This window comes from Actinoallomurus sp. NPDC052274 (assembly GCF_040679475.1).
Classification (GTDB): Bacteria; Actinomycetota; Actinomycetes; order Streptosporangiales; family Streptosporangiaceae; genus Actinoallomurus; species Actinoallomurus liliacearum.
This window is the reverse complement of sequence record NZ_JBFAUT010000002.1, coordinates 95,827-110,309: the sequence shown is the minus strand read 5'-3', so window position 1 is coordinate 110,309 and position 14,483 is coordinate 95,827. Positions and strand designations below refer to the sequence as shown.

General features: G+C 69.8%; 12 protein-coding genes and 2 pseudogenes. 3 read left to right on the top strand and 11 right to left on the bottom strand.

Features of this window, described 5'->3' with window-relative positions:
- Nucleotides 1-133 precede the first annotated feature (133 nt).
- From AB0K82_RS02375 to AB0K82_RS02350, 6 genes are all read right to left on the bottom strand, one after another.
- Entirely contained in the window at nt 134-943 is an 810-nt protein-coding gene (locus tag AB0K82_RS02375; protein ID WP_364391741.1) for a sugar phosphate isomerase/epimerase family protein, read from the bottom strand.
- Entirely contained in the window at nt 940-2,034 is a 1,095-nt protein-coding gene (locus AB0K82_RS02370) for a dihydrodipicolinate synthase family protein (RefSeq protein ID WP_364392139.1), read from the bottom strand. The genes AB0K82_RS02375 and AB0K82_RS02370 overlap by 4 nt, the downstream gene beginning before the upstream one ends.
- 41 nt (nt 2,035-2,075) lie before the next feature.
- On the bottom strand, nt 2,076-3,227 hold the full coding sequence (locus tag AB0K82_RS02365) for a Gfo/Idh/MocA family oxidoreductase (protein WP_364391739.1): 1,152 nt from the start codon (nt 3,225-3,227) through the stop codon (nt 2,076-2,078).
- A gap of 92 nt (nt 3,228-3,319) precedes the next feature.
- Complete coding sequence (locus AB0K82_RS02360; RefSeq protein WP_364391738.1) at nt 3,320-4,114, bottom strand: ABC transporter ATP-binding protein; 795 nt, start codon at nt 4,112-4,114, stop codon at nt 3,320-3,322.
- A 195-nt stretch (nt 4,115-4,309) separates the two neighbouring features.
- Nucleotides 4,310-5,326 carry an ABC transporter substrate-binding protein gene (locus AB0K82_RS02355; RefSeq protein ID WP_364391735.1) on the bottom strand — a complete coding sequence of 339 codons (1,017 nt, stop codon included), beginning with the start codon at nt 5,324-5,326 and terminating at the stop codon, nt 4,310-4,312.
- 76 nt (nt 5,327-5,402) lie between these two features.
- Entirely contained in the window at nt 5,403-6,263 is an 861-nt protein-coding gene (locus AB0K82_RS02350) for an ABC transporter permease (protein WP_364391732.1), read from the bottom strand.
- A gap of 157 nt (nt 6,264-6,420) precedes the next feature.
- Here AB0K82_RS02350 and AB0K82_RS02345 point away from each other — a divergent pair, with 157 nt between their 5' ends.
- Entirely contained in the window at nt 6,421-7,536 is a 1,116-nt protein-coding gene (locus AB0K82_RS02345; protein WP_364391729.1) for a LacI family DNA-binding transcriptional regulator, read from the top strand.
- Nucleotides 7,537-7,603: 67 nt separating this feature from the next.
- On the opposite strand, the gene AB0K82_RS02340 is transcribed toward AB0K82_RS02345, so the two are convergent.
- The gene (locus AB0K82_RS02340; protein ID WP_364391727.1) at nt 7,604-8,992 is read right to left on the bottom strand and encodes a hypothetical protein; all 1,389 of its coding nucleotides are present in this window, start codon (nt 8,990-8,992) and stop codon (nt 7,604-7,606) included.
- Nucleotides 8,993-9,632: 640 nt separating this feature from the next.
- Between AB0K82_RS02340 and AB0K82_RS02335 the strand changes: the two genes are divergently transcribed.
- Entirely contained in the window at nt 9,633-10,526 is an 894-nt protein-coding gene (locus AB0K82_RS02335; RefSeq protein WP_364391725.1) for a serine protease, read from the top strand.
- A 35-nt stretch (nt 10,527-10,561) separates the two neighbouring features.
- On the opposite strand, the gene AB0K82_RS02330 is transcribed toward AB0K82_RS02335, so the two are convergent.
- The 3 genes and pseudogenes from AB0K82_RS02330 to AB0K82_RS02320 form a co-directional block, all read right to left on the bottom strand.
- Nucleotides 10,562-10,768 carry a hypothetical protein gene (locus AB0K82_RS02330; protein ID WP_364391723.1) on the bottom strand — a complete coding sequence of 69 codons (207 nt, stop codon included), beginning with the start codon at nt 10,766-10,768 and terminating at the stop codon, nt 10,562-10,564.
- 754 nt (nt 10,769-11,522) lie between these two features.
- Nucleotides 11,523-12,002 (bottom strand): annotated as a pseudogene (locus tag AB0K82_RS02325) (serine/threonine-protein kinase); the annotation flags it as partial.
- A gap of 190 nt (nt 12,003-12,192) precedes the next feature.
- Nucleotides 12,193-12,622: pseudogene (locus AB0K82_RS02320) on the bottom strand (IS5 family transposase); the annotation flags it as partial.
- 497 nt (nt 12,623-13,119) lie between these two features.
- Between AB0K82_RS02320 and AB0K82_RS02315 the strand changes: the two are divergent.
- Complete coding sequence (locus AB0K82_RS02315; protein ID WP_364391720.1) at nt 13,120-13,590, top strand: hypothetical protein; 471 nt, start codon at nt 13,120-13,122, stop codon at nt 13,588-13,590.
- Between the two features lie 155 nt (nt 13,591-13,745).
- Here AB0K82_RS02315 and AB0K82_RS02310 read toward each other — a convergent pair whose 3' ends face one another.
- Entirely contained in the window at nt 13,746-14,252 is a 507-nt protein-coding gene (locus AB0K82_RS02310; protein WP_364391717.1) for a hypothetical protein, read from the bottom strand.
- Nucleotides 14,253-14,483 lie beyond the last annotated feature (231 nt).

Sequence of the window (14,483 nt, the reverse complement as noted above, 5' to 3'; positions counted from 1 at the left end):
AAGCGCTTTCTGCAAACGCTTTCCCGAACGTAGGTGAGGGCGGTCACAGGGTCAAGAGAGGGATTCGGCGGCCTCCTTCGGGGGTGTGGTCGGCGGAGGATGCGCTCGCGCGCTCCAGACAGGTCGGATGAGCTCAGGTCACGTGCTCGGCGAAGCGGGCGAGGCACAGCGACAGCGCCTCCGCCCCCGGCATCGCCCAGAGGTCGTCGTTGAAGATCTCGACTTCGATCGGCCCCGTGTAGCCGGCCTCGTCCACGGCCGTACGGAACCGGCGCAGCTCGACGCAGCCGTCACCGAGCATCCCGCGCCCGGTCAGGACCCCCTCGGGAAGGGGCGTCGTCCAGTCGGCCACCTGGAACAGCGCGATCCGGTCCTCGGCCCCGGCCCGCGCGATGGCGGCGTACGCGCCCGGATCCCACCACAGGTGGTAGGTGTCGACCATGACGCCGACCTGCGCGGCGGGGTGCGGCGCGGCCAGGTCGAGCGCCTGGTCGAGCGTCGAGACCACGCAGCGGTCGGAGCAGTACATCGGGTGCAGCGGCTCCAGGGCGAGCCGTACCCCGCACTCCCCCGCGTACGGGGCCAGCTCGGCGAGCGCGTCGGCCACCCGCCGCCGCGCGCCGTCGAGGTCACGCGAGCCCTCGGGCAGCCCGCCGCTGACCAGCGCGAGCGCCGGGGCGCCCAGCTCGGCGGCCTCCTCGATGGCCCGCCGGTTCTCCGCGATCGCGTCGGGGAGCTGGAAGAACCCGCCCCGGCACAGCGACGTGACGGTCAGCCCGGCGTCGCGGACCAGCTTCGCCGTACGGGCCAGGCCGTACTCGGCGACCGGTTCGCGCCAGAGCCCGACGCCGGTCACCCCGGCGGCGACGCACCCCGCGACCAGCTCCGGCAACGGCCAGTACCGCGTCGTCCACTGGTTCAGGCTGAACCGCGCCGGACTCATGAGGTCACCCCCTGGACGGTCAGCCACGCGCGCATGCGGGCGACCGCGAGGTCCGGGTCGGGCAGCAGGCCGGCCTGGTCGGCCAGCGTGAACAGCCGGACCATGTGCGGGACGGAGCGGGCGCTCTCCAGGCCGCCGACCATGCGGAAGTGCGCCTGGTGCCCGGCGAGCCAGGCGAGGAACACGACGCCCGTCTTGTAGTAGTACGTCGGGGCGGCGAAGATGTGCCGGGCCAGCGGCACGGTCGGGGCGAAGACCCGCTCGTACGCCTCCGGGTCCCCGGCGTCGAGCGCGCCGAGGGCGGCCGCCGCGACGGGCGCGATCGGGTCGAAGATGCCGAGCAGCGCGTCGCTGTGCCCGTGGTCGTCGCCGCGGATCAGCTCCGGGTAGTTGAAATCGTCGCCGGTGTAGAGCCGCACGCCCGCGGGCAGGCGGCGGCGCAGCGCGACCTCCCGGCCGGCGTCCAGCAGCGACACCTTGATCCCGTCGACCCTGGCGGCGTGCTCGGCGATGATCGCCAGCACGCTCTCGGCGGCGGCGTCCAGGTCGGCCGAGCCCCAGTAGCCCTCCAGGGCCGGGTCGAACATCGGGCCGAGCCAGTGCAGCACGGCGGGCCGCGCGACCTGGCCGAGCAGCCGGCCGTACACCTCGGCGTAGTCGTCGGGCCCCGTGGCCGAGGCGGCGAGCTGGCGGCTGGCCATGATGACGGGCGTCCCGCCGACCGCCTCGATCACGCCGAGCTGCTCCTCGTACGCCGCGACGATCCGGTCCAGGGGCGCCGGGCCGGGCGGGAGCTGGTCGGTGCCCGCGCCGCAGACGATGCGCCCGCCGCAGGCCCGCGCCTCCGCGCCGCTGCGCGCGATGAGTTCGCGCGTCGTCGGCCAGTCGAGGCCCATGCCGCGCTGCGCGGTGTCCATCGCCTCCGCGACGCCCAGCCCGTACGACCACAGGTGCCGGCGGAACGCCAGGGTCGTCTCCCAGTCGACGGCCTCCGGGTCGGCGAGCGGGTCGACGACGACGTGCCCGGCGGCGTACGCGACGCGCGACATGGCGGGCGCCGCCGGCGGCGGGTAGGCGCGCGGCTCGCCCAGCGTGTACGGGACGAGCGAGCCGCCCTCGGGCAGGTCGATCTTCACTTGGCGAGCTCCGGGACCTCGATGCGGCGGCCCTCCTTCCAGGAGCGCAGGCCCAGCTCGGCGAGCTGGACGCCCCGCGCGCCCGCGTAGAAGTCCCACGGGAACGCGCCGTCGTCGGCGACGTGCCGCAGGAACAGCTCCCACTGCGTCTTGAACCCGTTGTCGAACTCGGTGTTGTCCGGCACCTCCTGCCACTGGGCGCGGAAGTCCTCCGTGGCGGGCAGGTCCGGGTTCCAGACCGGCTTCGGCGTCATCGACCGGTGCTGCACCCGGCAGCGGCGCAGGCCGGCGACCGCGCTGCCCTCGGTGCCGTCCACCTGGAACTCCACCAGCTCGTCGCGGAACACCCGCGTCGTCCAGGAGGAGTTGACCTGCGCGATGACACCGCCCTCGAGCTCGAAGATCCCGTACGCCGCGTCGTCCGCCGTCGCGGCGTACGGCTTGCCGTTCTCGTCGACCCGCTCGGGGATGTGGATCGCGCCGAGCGCCTGCACCGAGCGGACCGGCGCGATGACGTTGTCGAGGACGTACCGCCAGTGGCAGAACATGTCGGCGATGATCCCGCCGCCGTCCTCCACCCGGTAGTTCCAGCTCGGGCGCTGCGCCTCCTGCCAGTCGCCCTCGAACACCCAGTAGCCGAACTCCCCGCGCACCGACAGGATCCGCCCGAAGAAACCGCCGTCGACCAGCCGCTTGAGCTTGAGCAGGCCCGGCAGGAAGAGCTTGTCCTGTACGACGCCGTGCCGGATGCCCGCCTCGTCGGCGAGCCGGGCCAGTTCGAGCGCCTCCTCGACGTCCTCGGCGAGCGGCTTCTCGGTGTAGACGTGCTTGCCCGCCTCGATCGCCGTCCGGACCGCCGCGGCACGGGCACCCGTGATCTGGGTGTCGAAGTAGACCTCGACGCCGGGCCGGGCGAGGGCCTCGCCGAGGTCGGTGGACCACTCCGTCAGCCCGTGCCGCTCGGCGATGGCGCGCAGCTTGACCTCGCTGCGGCCGACCAGGATCGGTTCCGGCCACAGCACGGTGCCGTCGGCGGTGGTCAGCCCGCCCTGGTCGCGGATCGCCAGAATCGAGCGGACGAGGTGCTGGCGGTACCCCATCCGGCCGGTCACGCCGTTCAGGACGATCCCGATGGACCTGCGTGCCATCCCTGTGTGTTCCTCTCTACCGGTTCGAGCCGACGCCTCTACGGGTCTCGTTCGGTCGACGGCTCTGCGGGTTCGGTCGACGGCCGTACGGGTCAGTCCGCGGCCGAGGCCGCGCCGAGCAGGTCGCGGATCCGGCCGGTGGCGCGGGCGAACTCCGGACGGGCCATGGTCTCGGCGTAGTCCCGCTCCTCCGGCAGGTCGACGTCGATGATCTCGGCGATCGTGCCGGGCCGGTCGGTCATCACGACGATCCGGTTGGCGAGGTAGGCCGCCTCCGCGATCGAGTGCGTGACCAGCAGGACGGTCGTACGCGTCTCCCGCCAGATGCGGTTCAACTCGATGTTCAGCTGCTCACGAGTGAGCGCGTCGAGCGCGCCGAACGGCTCGTCCATCAGCAGGACCGGCGGCTCGTGCAGCAGCGCCCGGCAGAGCGCCACCCGCTGCTGCATGCCGCCGGACAGCTCGTGCGGGTACGCGTCCTCGAACCCGGTCAGCCCGGTCATCGCGATGAGCTCCGCGGTGCGCTCGCGGGCTCGGGCGGCGGGCATCCGGCGCATCTCCGCCTGGAGCAGGATGTTGCGCCGGGCACTGCGCCACTCCAGCAGCGCGGCGCGCTGGAAGACGTACCCGATGTCGTGGCGCGGGCCGGTGACCGGCTCGCCGCGCAGCCGTACGCCGCCGGAGGACGGCTTGAGCAGCCCCGCGACCAGCTTGAGCAGCGTCGACTTCCCGCAGCCCGACGGGCCGACGATGGCCACGAACTCGCCCGCGGCCACGTCGAGCGACACGTCCCGCAGCGCCGTGACGTCCTTCTTCTTCGTACGGAACCGTACGGCCACGTCCTCCAGCCGGACGCTCCCGCCCTGACCGGCTTCCTGTTCGGTCACGAGACCTCCTCCGTCGGCCCCGTGACCAACGGCGCTGTGCTTATCGGTTCCCTCGCTTCGCTCGGTCACGGGACCTCCTTCGTCGGCCCCGCGACCGACGGTGCTCTGCTTATCGGCTCCCTCGCTCCGCTCGGTCACTCGTCCTCGTTCCCGTGTGCTTCCGGGCCCGGCCATCGTCGTCCCCCTTCCGGTCGGTCAGCCCTGCGGCGCGGCGGAGGAGGCCCAGTACGCCGACGGCGCCTCGGCCTTGCTGATCAGGCCGCTCTGCGTGAAGACGCTGATGGTCTGCTGCCAGTCGGCGTCGGTGTTGATGCCCGGGGCCTTGCCCTGGGTGGCGGCGGTGTGCAGGAGGCTCATCGTCGTCTTGAACTGGTCGGCCAGCACCGTCGGCGACGGGAGCTGCTGGGACGCGCCCTGCATGGCGGCGACGGCGTTCGCCGGGTCCTTCTCGGCCGCCGCCCACGCTTCGCTGGTGGCCGCGGACATGCGCTTGACCAGGTCCGCGCTGCTCTTGAGCTTGCGGTCGCCGACGAGCAGGCCGTTGGAGTAGTAGTTCAGCCCGAAGTCGGCGAACTTGAGGTAGGACACCTGTTTGCCGGCCTTGGCGGCCATCGTCGGACCCTGGTCGTTCGCGTAGCCGATCAGGCCGTCCACCTTGCCGGAGATGACCGCGGCCATCTTGCCCGCCGGGTCGGTGTTCTGCAGCTGGACATCCGACTCGCCGAGGCCGTTCTTCTTGAGGAACGCCGGGAACGTCCGGGACGGCGCGTCACCCGCGGTGGCCGCGATGCGCTTGCCCTTCAGGTCGGCCGGCGTCTTGATCGCCTTCTCGGAGAAGAACTGCACGGCCGCCGGCGTGGTCTGCATGTAGACGCCGATGCTCTTGACGGGCAGGCCCTGGCTCACCCCCGCCAGCAGCGCCGGCGTGTCCGCCCAGCCGAAGTCGGTCTGGCCCGCGCCGGTCGCCTGCACCGTCTTCTGCGAGCCCTGGCCCGCCTTGATCTCCAGGTCGATGCCGTGCTTCTCGAAGATGCCCTGCTTCTTGCCGTAGTAGAACGGCGCGTGCTCGCCGTAGGGGTACCAGTTCAGGGTCAGCGTGACCTTGTCCAGCTTCTTGCCCGAGGCACTGCTGGTCTTGTCACCCCCTCCCCCGCACGCGGCGGTGATCGCCACGATCGGAACCAGGGTGAGGACGAGGCTGCGCAGTTTCATGTCGTCTCCGTCGGTAGGTCAGGTACGCGTCAGGTCGGCGGGACGGGGGGGCGGTCGGGGAGCCGGGGGGCGTCCGTCAGTAGGTGGTGGTCACGGCGGTGCCGCGACGGCTGGCGTGCCAGGGCAGCAGAAGCTTCTCGGCGAACTCCACGAGCACGAACAGGACGACGCCGATCAGCGACATCACCAGCAGACCGGCGAAGAGCATGGGGGTGTCGAGGTTGCCGTTGGCCTGCTGGATGACGTACCCGAGTCCTTCGTTGGCCCCGACGAACTCGCCGACGACGGCGCCCGTGACGGCGAGCGTCACGGCGACCTTCAGGCCGGAGAACAGGTGCGGCAGCGAGGCCGGAAAACGGATCTTGGAGAACGTCTGAAGCGGTCCGGCGCCCATCGTCGCCGACAGCTGGACCATCTCCGGGTCCACCGCCTTCAGGCCGGTGACCATCGAGATGACGACGGGGAAGAAGGCGATGAGCACGGCGACGACGACCTTGGGCGCGAGGCCGAAACCGAGCCAGACGACGAGCAGCGGCGCGATCGCGACCTTCGGGATGACCTGCGCGAACAGCAGCACCGGGTAGAGCGTCCGCTCGACCGCCGAGGAGTACACCATGATCACGGCGGCGAGGACGCCCACGATCGTCGCGATGACGAAGCCCAGCAGCGTCTCGTACGTCGTGACCCAGGTGTGGTGCCAGATGTAGCCCGCCTTGTCGCTCATGACCTGCAAGGTCTTGGCCGGCGACGGCACCAGGTATGCCTCGATCAGCTTCGCCGCGGTGATCGCCCACCAGGCGACCAGGCAGGCGAGAAGCAACGCGACCGGCCGCCAGGACCGCACGACCGCGTCGCGGACCCGCTCGCCGGCCCCGGGTCTGTCACGCTCGGCGACTCCGGCCACCGGAACACTGGGTGTGGTGCTCTGACTCACCATGAGCTCCTCCGTGCTCGGACCCTGCGCTCGGGCTCTCAGAAAGCGCATTCTGAAAGCGCTTTCTGCTACCGTAGGGACGGCGTACGGTGCGGTCAAGAGGTGATTTCAGCCGTCCGGGTCGCACGCTCACGGCATGCTGGAGCCAGGAGGGCGAAAAATGGGGGAACACCGACCGGACCGGCCGACCAGACGCACGCGGGTGAAGACCGACACACCGGAGGACGAGGGCAGCCCGACAGGGGCGCACGTCACGCTGCAGGACGTGGCCCGCCGCGCCGAGGTCTCCCTCGCGACCGCCTCCCGCGTGCTCAACGGCACGACCCAGGTCCGCGCCGACCTGAAGGAGCGCGTGCTCGCCGCCGCGTCCGAGCTCGCCTACGCGCCGAACGCGCACGCCCAGGCGCTCGCCCGCGCCTCCAGCCAGGCCATCGGCCTGATCTGCCACGACGTCAGCGACCCGTACTTCGCGGCGATCGCCCGCGGCGTGACCCGCGCCGCCGCCGAGCACGGGCTGCTCGTCATGCTGGCCAGCACGTTCCGCGACCCCGCCCGGGAGGTCGACTACGTCGCGATGCTCCGCGCCCAGCGGGCCCGGGCGATCCTACTGATCGGATCCGGGTTCGAGGACCGCGCGTGGGAGCGCTCGATGGGGGCCGAACTCGACCCGTACGTGCGGGCCGGCGGCCGCGTCGCCGTCCTCAGCCGCCACCGCAGCCTGCGCGTCGACACCGTGCAGCCGGAGAACCGCGAGGGCGCCGCCGCCCTCGCCCGTACGCTGCTCGGCCTCGGCCATCGCGACTTCGCGGTGCTCACCGGGCCGCGCACGCTCACGACCGTCGCCGACCGGCTCGGCGGCTTCCGCGACGCCCTGGCCGAGGCCGGCGTGCCGCTACCCGACGACCGCGTCATCGAGGAGTCCTTCACCCGCGACGGCGGATACGCCGCCGCGACCGAGCTGATCCGCCGTGGCCTGACGGCGACCTGCGTGTTCGCCCTCACCGACGTGATGGCGATCGGCGCGCTGTCCGCCTTCCGCCACCACGGCGTGGACGTGCCGGGCCAGGTCTCGCTGGCCGGCTTCGACGACATCCCGATCGTCCGCGACCTCGTTCCGCCCCTGACCACGGTCGCCCTCCCCCTGGAGGAGATGGGCGAGCGCGTCATGAACCTCGCCATCCGCGAGCCCGCCCGCCGCAGCCGCGTCGAGCGCGTCCCCGGCGAAGTCGTCCTCCGCGCCACCACCGCCGCCCCCGCCCGTCGGCGGACAGGGTGAACATGGGCAGGCGGAGTGGCCGCCGGACGAGCCGGCGGCCACTCTCACTGGCAACGAACGCGCAGGCTCACCGGTAGTAGACGAGTGCGCCGGTCGAATAGTAGAAGTAACCGACGTCCATTCCACCGGGCATCGCGGCCCCCGCGAAGACGGCCTGGTAGTAACCGCGAGCGTGACCGGTCAGCTTGTAACTGAACCGGCCGTCGGATCCCGTGGTGACGTAGCCGAGATATTTATGCGTGCTCGACTTCGTCTTCTGGTAATACACCTTGATCTTCATGCGCGGGACCGGTCCGACGGTGTGATCGTCGTTGAGGTAACCAGTCAGGTAGCGTTTCCCCGCACGGGAGGTCACTTTACTTCCGGTGACGTAGGTCGGCGCGTAGATCCTCGGCGTGGCGGATACGCCGTCGGGGTTGGTGCCGGCGAGGAAAGGTCCGTTCGCCGGCGTCTGCACCTCCCAGGTTCCGCCGGCCGCGAGCACACCCTTGCCGCCGGGCAGGAAACCCGAGAGATTCGCGAAATCCGCCGAGCCCTGAAAATCCTGCCCCGAACCGTACGACCCGGTGGCGGTGCGGGTGGCCATTTGGATCCAGGTCTTGGAACCCTTCGGCAGATACCGCAGGATCACCGGCCCGTGGTAGGGCGCAGTCCCCACGTCGTCGGGTTCGTAAGAGACGCCGGCGAAAAAGCCTACGTGCCCCGGATTCATCGGGTCCTGCTTTCCGCCGAATCCCCTGATCTGCACAGGGTAAGAGGAGTACGGCGTCACCAGCGGCTCGGAACGCGTCATTCTGGCGAACGTTCCATCGGTGTACACGAGCGCCGTCGGCGCGTAACCGTGAGCCGCCTGCGCGGTGAACGAGAACCGCCCGTCGGCACCGGTCTTCACGAACCCGCCGACGCCGGTTCCCGAGGGACTCACCGTCGCGTACGGCGCCGGAGCCCAGGTGCCGTCCGGCGTGTGGACGGTGACCTGTCCGGTCACGTCGATGGTCGCGTTCGGTTCGGCGGAGGCGGGGCCGCTGAGAGTCACCTTCGTCGGCAGGGTCGCGGTCGGCGCGACCTTGGAACCCGAACGCGTCAGAGCATGGGTGTCGTCGCCGGCGAAATAAGCCTGTACGACACCGGGCGCGGGCAACGTGACCGGCAGCGAGAAGTCACCGTTCTCGTCGGTCGTGGCCGTGCCCAGGAGCACGTCCTGATTCAGTCCCTCCGAGAGCTGAATGGTGGCGCCGGAGATCGGCTCTGGCGTCTGTCCGGCCGGAACCCGGGTCGTCAGGGTGCCACGGACCGTCTGCTGGAATTGTCCGTAGTCAATGGTCGCCGGCAGGCCGGACAAGGTGAGGATGGATGGTGTCTTCCCGGCGGCGTTGACGGCGGTAGCGGGAAGAATGGCGAGTGTCACCGCAGCGACGGCGAGACCGGCCTTGGAGAATAGCGGAGTAATGCGCAATGGACTCCTTCGATGAGCCCGATGATCATACGCCCGTTGCGCGTTCCGAGTAGACGCGGTCCATTCCGGGGAACGTCCGGATCCGGCCACACGTGGACGAACGCACTTACCGGCAGCCTTCGCCCCCCCATGCCCGCCGTCGACCGAACACGCCCACAACCGCGCCGAGCCTCGTACGCGCCCACCGAGCCTCCCCCGCCGACGCCCGGAGACGCCATGCGGGTTACGAGATCCGGATGGATTAATGCGCAACCCGCACAGAGCCGATCAGGAGCACGAGAGGAAAACTCTAATACCTTCCTTGTGACCGATCGCGCGGGTGTTCGTATTCCTGCGCGATGTTCCTTCGCCAGTACTCGACCGGCGACGACTCCAACGCGTTGTACGCCAAGGCGTATCCGAAGGGGACGGGCTGGTCACCGGGGGCAACCTCTACGACGACGGCGGCGTGAGCGGGGTCTGCGCCGTCGCCTCCGGTGCGACGGGCCCAGCGCTGACGCCGGCAGCCCTGCGATGGCTACGCCCGGCGGATCGCTCGGTGAAGGCGGGGATCGGGAGGCGACTTGGTGGGATTCCTCCCGGTCCTCGGTGACGGTCACCGAGCCTTTGGATCACCTCTTCGACGCGCTATCGTCACTCCGTGACCCACGGTCCCGGGCCGGAAGGCGAGCCGTCGGGAGGCGACGGCTCGGAGGCTCACTCGGAACGGGCGCACGACGCTTCGCCCGGCGCCGGCTGGCCGACCCGGCGCCTCGTGCTCCTGCTCGCCGCGCTGTCGTCGACCTTCGTCCTCTTGGTCGCCGCACTCGGGTCCGTCCTGTGGCGGCAGACCTCGGCCAGGCCGCCGCGGCCGACGGGGCGACCGCAGGCCGCCGCGCCGACCGATTCGCCTGATGGCTCTTTCGCCACGTCTCTCGTCCTGGAGAAGGTATCGGTCAGCATCTTGCGCATCGTCGGCTCGGCACCGAAGTGCCGACGGCCCATCGCGGGCACCGGTTTCGTGTACGCGCCCGAACACGTCCTCACCACGGCGCGCAACGTCTCTGGGGTCCGAGGCGGACTCGACACGATCGGTGAGGACGGGGTACGGCACCGGGCCACCGTGACCCTGTACGACCCGCGCCGCGACCTCGCCGTTCTCGACGTTCCCGGCCTGGACGCTCCAGCCCTGGACTTCTTCCAGCCGATCGGTTTTCACGACGAGCTCGCAGTGGTCGCCGGCTACGTACGGAACGGCACCGCGCTGTCGGCCGAACACGCCCGCATCCGCGCCGAACTCCGTGCGCAGGGTCCGGACCTCTACGGCGACGGCCGGGTGACCCGCCGTGTCTACGCGATCGACGCGGCGGTTCCCCAGGGAGTCCCGGGCGCTCCGCTCCTCGCTACGGACGGCGATGTCTACGGCATGGTGTTCGCCGCGAACAGCGCGGATTCCATGGGCGGGTATGCGTTGACAGCGGAGGAGCTGGAATCCTCCGCGAGGACGGGCCGGACCCGTACGCGCCCGGTCTCGACCGGTACGTGCGTCCGCTGACGGCTCGAGTGGCCGTGTGACGCGGTCGGCGCGGGTCAGGGGAGGTGGAAGGCGAGCAGGGTCTGTTCGTAGCGGGCGAAGAGGTACCTCCCCATCGTGTCGATCCGCCAGAACGCCGAGGTGTTCGCCGTGGTCGCCGGGTGGTGCCAGACCTGCTCGCCCGAACGACGGCCCCAGGCGTAGAGGCCGGCGGTGCCTCCCGACGCGTCGACCACAGAGGTGATGAGCAGATCCTTGGTCACCGAGTTCAGGTACGACGAGGCGGGCAGCCTTCCGGTGACCGCCGCGGTCCGGCCGGTTCGCAGGTCGACGCGGTGGACGACGCCCGCGTCGAGGTAGTACGCGTCGCCCTGGAAGACGTCCGGACTCGCGTCCTCGGTGGTCGTCCGGCACGCCCATGCCTGCTTGCCGGTCGCAGCGTCGAAGAGCCGGAGGTAATGCGCCGCCCGACCGGGGCAGCGTCCAGCTCAGCGCGGGCGCCGCAGCGAGCGTACGGCGCGGGGTGGGTCGGCGGCGGGACCCGTGACCGCCGGTCGGCCACGCGGCGGCCGCCGTGACACCGCCGGCGACGACGAGCCCGCCCGCCGTGCCGACGGCCAGCCGGAGGAAGCGGCGCCGGCCGGGAGGCGGTGGCCCGGTCAGTGTCCGCACCGTCGTGGCGGTCGCGTCCGAGGGGTCCGACGGGGGCGTGGTCGCGGAGAGGGCCGCCGCCTCGGCCGCACGTCGGTCCTGGTCCGCGCGCAGCGCCGGCAGGGCCAGGGCGGCCGGATCGGCCGGAGCCAGAGCGGTGAGCACCGCCTCGGGCGTCGGTCGCGCCGCAGGGTCCCTGGCGAGACACTCGGCCAGGGCGTCCCGCAGGCCGCCGGGAACGCCGGTCAGGTCCGGTTCCCCGTACACGACCCGGTAGAGCACGTCCTGGGCGCCACCCGCTCCGAACGGCCCGGCTCCGGCCGCGGCGAAGACCAGGACCCCGCCAGCGAGAAGGGACATGTACGCCGGCGTGCCGACCAGGCCTCCCGTCCTGGTCAGCTGCGTGCCGTCCAGGGCCTTACTGATCCCGAAGTCGATGACGCGGGGACCGTCCGCGGCGAGCAGCACGTTCGCCGGTTTCAGATCGCGGTGGACCAGCCCGGCGCCGTGGACGGCGAGGAGCGCCTCCGCCAGCCCGGCTCCCAGTGCCCGTACGGCCGACTCGGGCAGCGGTCCGTGCTCGCGGACGGCGTCCCCGAGCGACGGACCCGGGATGTACGCGGTGGCCAGCCAGGGCAGCGGCCCGTCGGCGTCCGCGTCGACGACCGGGGCGGTGAAGAAGCCGTTGACCGCGCGGGCCGCCTCGACCTCGCGCCGGAACCGCCGCCGGAAGCCCGGGTCGTCGGCGAACTCCTCCCGTACGACCTTGACGGCGACCAACCGACCGCCCTCGGACCGGCACAGGTGGACGCGTCCCATGCCGCCCGCGCCCAGCTCCGTCAGCACGGCGTACGGGCCGATCCGGCGAGCGTCACCGGCCGCCGGCACCCGCACCACCCATACCTCCCGAAAACAACACGAGGCGCGATAATGCCACTCTCCCGCCGAGCGTTCCAGGCGGATCGTCCGAAGATCCGCTCACCGGCTCGACGGCGAAATCGGGGTTTCGTACGCGAAGGAGACGACGTGCGCTACCCACCGGCAGTCCGCCTCGTTCAGTGATCACATGGATCTTCGACCCATACTTACCGCGATCGTCAGGATTCGGGCCCGTCAGGTCCCCTTTTTGGCGGCCCGGACACTGACCGAGTCGATCGCGCACCGCGACCAGTCCAGGTCCCCGCCGGCGCCGAGTTCATCCAAGATCACCCGATACAGCTTCGCCCACACCCGGGCGCGGCTCCACTCGGCGAACCTCCGGTACACCGTCTGCCAGGACGCCCCGAAGACCGGCGGCAACTGCCGCCAGGTGCAGCCCGAGGTCGCCACGAACACGATCGCCGCCAGCGCCTGCCGATCGTCGTACCGGCGCCGACCACCGCCCTGGGCCGTGTCGGCTTCGGCGGCACGACCCGTTCGAACAACTCCCACAACTCATCAGGAACCAGACGTTCCACCATCAACACGGCAGGATCCTACTGATCACCCCAAATGAAACGAGATCTAAGGTCCCTGGTGGTGATTTCGGCGGGCCGGCGCCGGGAACAGGAAATCGAGAATCCGCACACACAGGCAGAAGTCGCTCGGGGAAGGTCATAACGCACCGACAGGAGGCGCTGACGGTCGGCGGGGCCTGGCTCCGATGCCCGACTCCGGATCGGCCGCCCAGGATTTCGCGAGCCGACACGCTCCTCTGGCTCTGTGACCGCGCGACCGCTCAGAGTCGACGCGCATGCCGACATATTTGCATACAGCAGCGCAAGGAAGCGCAAGAATACCATCGAAGGATTTGACCTCAAGCATATCCGTCGAGAAGCTCGACTCGACACCAATTCTGACACCCGCTGGTTTCACCGGTATTCCCCTGGGGATGACAAACCGGGTGATTCAAATACGCCACCACCACCCCACCCCAAGAGAGTCACTAATTCAGCCTTCATGCCTTCTAAGGAGATTGAGGAACATGACCACTCGTAGGGGAGTGAAAGCCTCCATGCCCGCTCTGGCGCTTGCCGGGAGTGCCGCTCTTGCAGTGATCACAGCAGACCCGGCCACCGCCGGATCAACGGTCCGGATGCCCACGACGACTCACAGCTATTGCTGCCGGTCTAACCGAAATTGGAACACTGACCACAACTTCAACCCACAGCGTCACGTAAACAATATCATCATTAACAACAGATTCCGAATCTCCAACTTCAGTCAAAGCGACAACGATCAAAATCAGCGACAGTGGACTGATCAAGACCAGAAGCAGAAGAACAATCAGAGGCAACGCCAGAAAATTGACGACGAAAAATTCGGCGTCTCCTCATCATCTTCCAGCGCAGCCGGCGGGGGCGGCGGTGGAGGTGGCGGTGGCGCCGGCGACGGCGACGGCGACGGCGACGGCGGGAACGCCAAGAAAGAAGACGGCGGCAGCCCAAAGCAGTAGGCGCAGCGCAGCGGCACCGCTTCGTGACCGCACGCTCCAGAACCGCCCACCGCGCCGCATGCGATGGCGGATAAGGTCGATGAGGGGCCGGCACCGACGATCGATGCCGGCCCCTCATGTCGCTCGCACATAAAGTGCCATCCAGGCCGTCGACTCTAATCGGCGTCCTCCGCCTGCGGCGCCCCTACCCCGTTACTACTACTCCCGCCGCCGTAATACGACTTTCTCTTCTCGTTCTTGTTGTCGTTCTTGTTGTCGTTTTTGCTCTTCGAATCTGCCTTCTGCCTCTGCGCGTTCAGGTTCTCCGTGTGGCTCTTCTGATTTTGCTTGTTGTCGTTATCGTTGTCATTCCTCGACTGCTGCTGCTGCTTTTGCTTCACGATGATGACGAGCTTCCGTTGGCCGTCGCGGCTACCACCGCCGCCGCCACCACCACCGCCTCCGCCGGCGGCGGCCGCGGAGGCAGCGCCCCAACCGGCGGCAGCAGCAGCCGCACCGCCGCCACCACCGCCTCCGCCGCCACCGCCTCCGCTGATCATCCGCTGAGACGTGGCCGTCACGGTCGTGGCACTTGCCGGGATGGCGGTACCGACCGCCGTGGCCGCCGCGGCCGCGAGGGTCAAGCCGGATACGGCCGCTGCCACATATTTCGATGTCTCCATGGAAGAACAACCCTTCTCAACTCATGCTCGACGATTCAGGCACTACTAAGCGGCCGCCTAACTTCGATGCCGGCTTCGAGGGTGCGGCCGACGCACAATCGTGCGCCATCCTCGAAGACCGGCTGCGGCGACGCACAGGCGAGTGAGCCGAAACCCACACTCGGCGATCCGCTCATGGTCAGGCGACACTCGGGCCGCACTCATGTCGGTGTGGCCGCTCGAGCCGCCACC

What these genes read in the sequence shown, in the direction of transcription:
- AB0K82_RS02310 (WP_364391717.1), bottom strand. Translation starts at nt 14,252, where the DNA reads ATGGAGACATCGAAATATGTGGCAGCGGCCGTATCCGGCTTGACCCTC.
- AB0K82_RS02355 (WP_364391735.1), bottom strand. Translation starts at nt 5,326, where the DNA reads ATGAAACTGCGCAGCCTCGTCCTCACCCTGGTTCCGATCGTGGCGATC.
- AB0K82_RS02345 (WP_364391729.1), top strand. Translation starts at nt 6,421, where the DNA reads ATGGGGGAACACCGACCGGACCGGCCGACCAGACGCACGCGGGTGAAG.
- AB0K82_RS02375 (WP_364391741.1), bottom strand. Translation starts at nt 943, where the DNA reads ATGAGTCCGGCGCGGTTCAGCCTGAACCAGTGGACGACGCGGTACTGG.
- AB0K82_RS02350 (WP_364391732.1), bottom strand. Translation starts at nt 6,263, where the DNA reads ATGGTGAGTCAGAGCACCACACCCAGTGTTCCGGTGGCCGGAGTCGCC.
- AB0K82_RS02365 (WP_364391739.1), bottom strand. Translation starts at nt 3,227, where the DNA reads ATGGCACGCAGGTCCATCGGGATCGTCCTGAACGGCGTGACCGGCCGG.
- AB0K82_RS02315 (WP_364391720.1), top strand. Translation starts at nt 13,120, where the DNA reads ATGACCACTCGTAGGGGAGTGAAAGCCTCCATGCCCGCTCTGGCGCTT.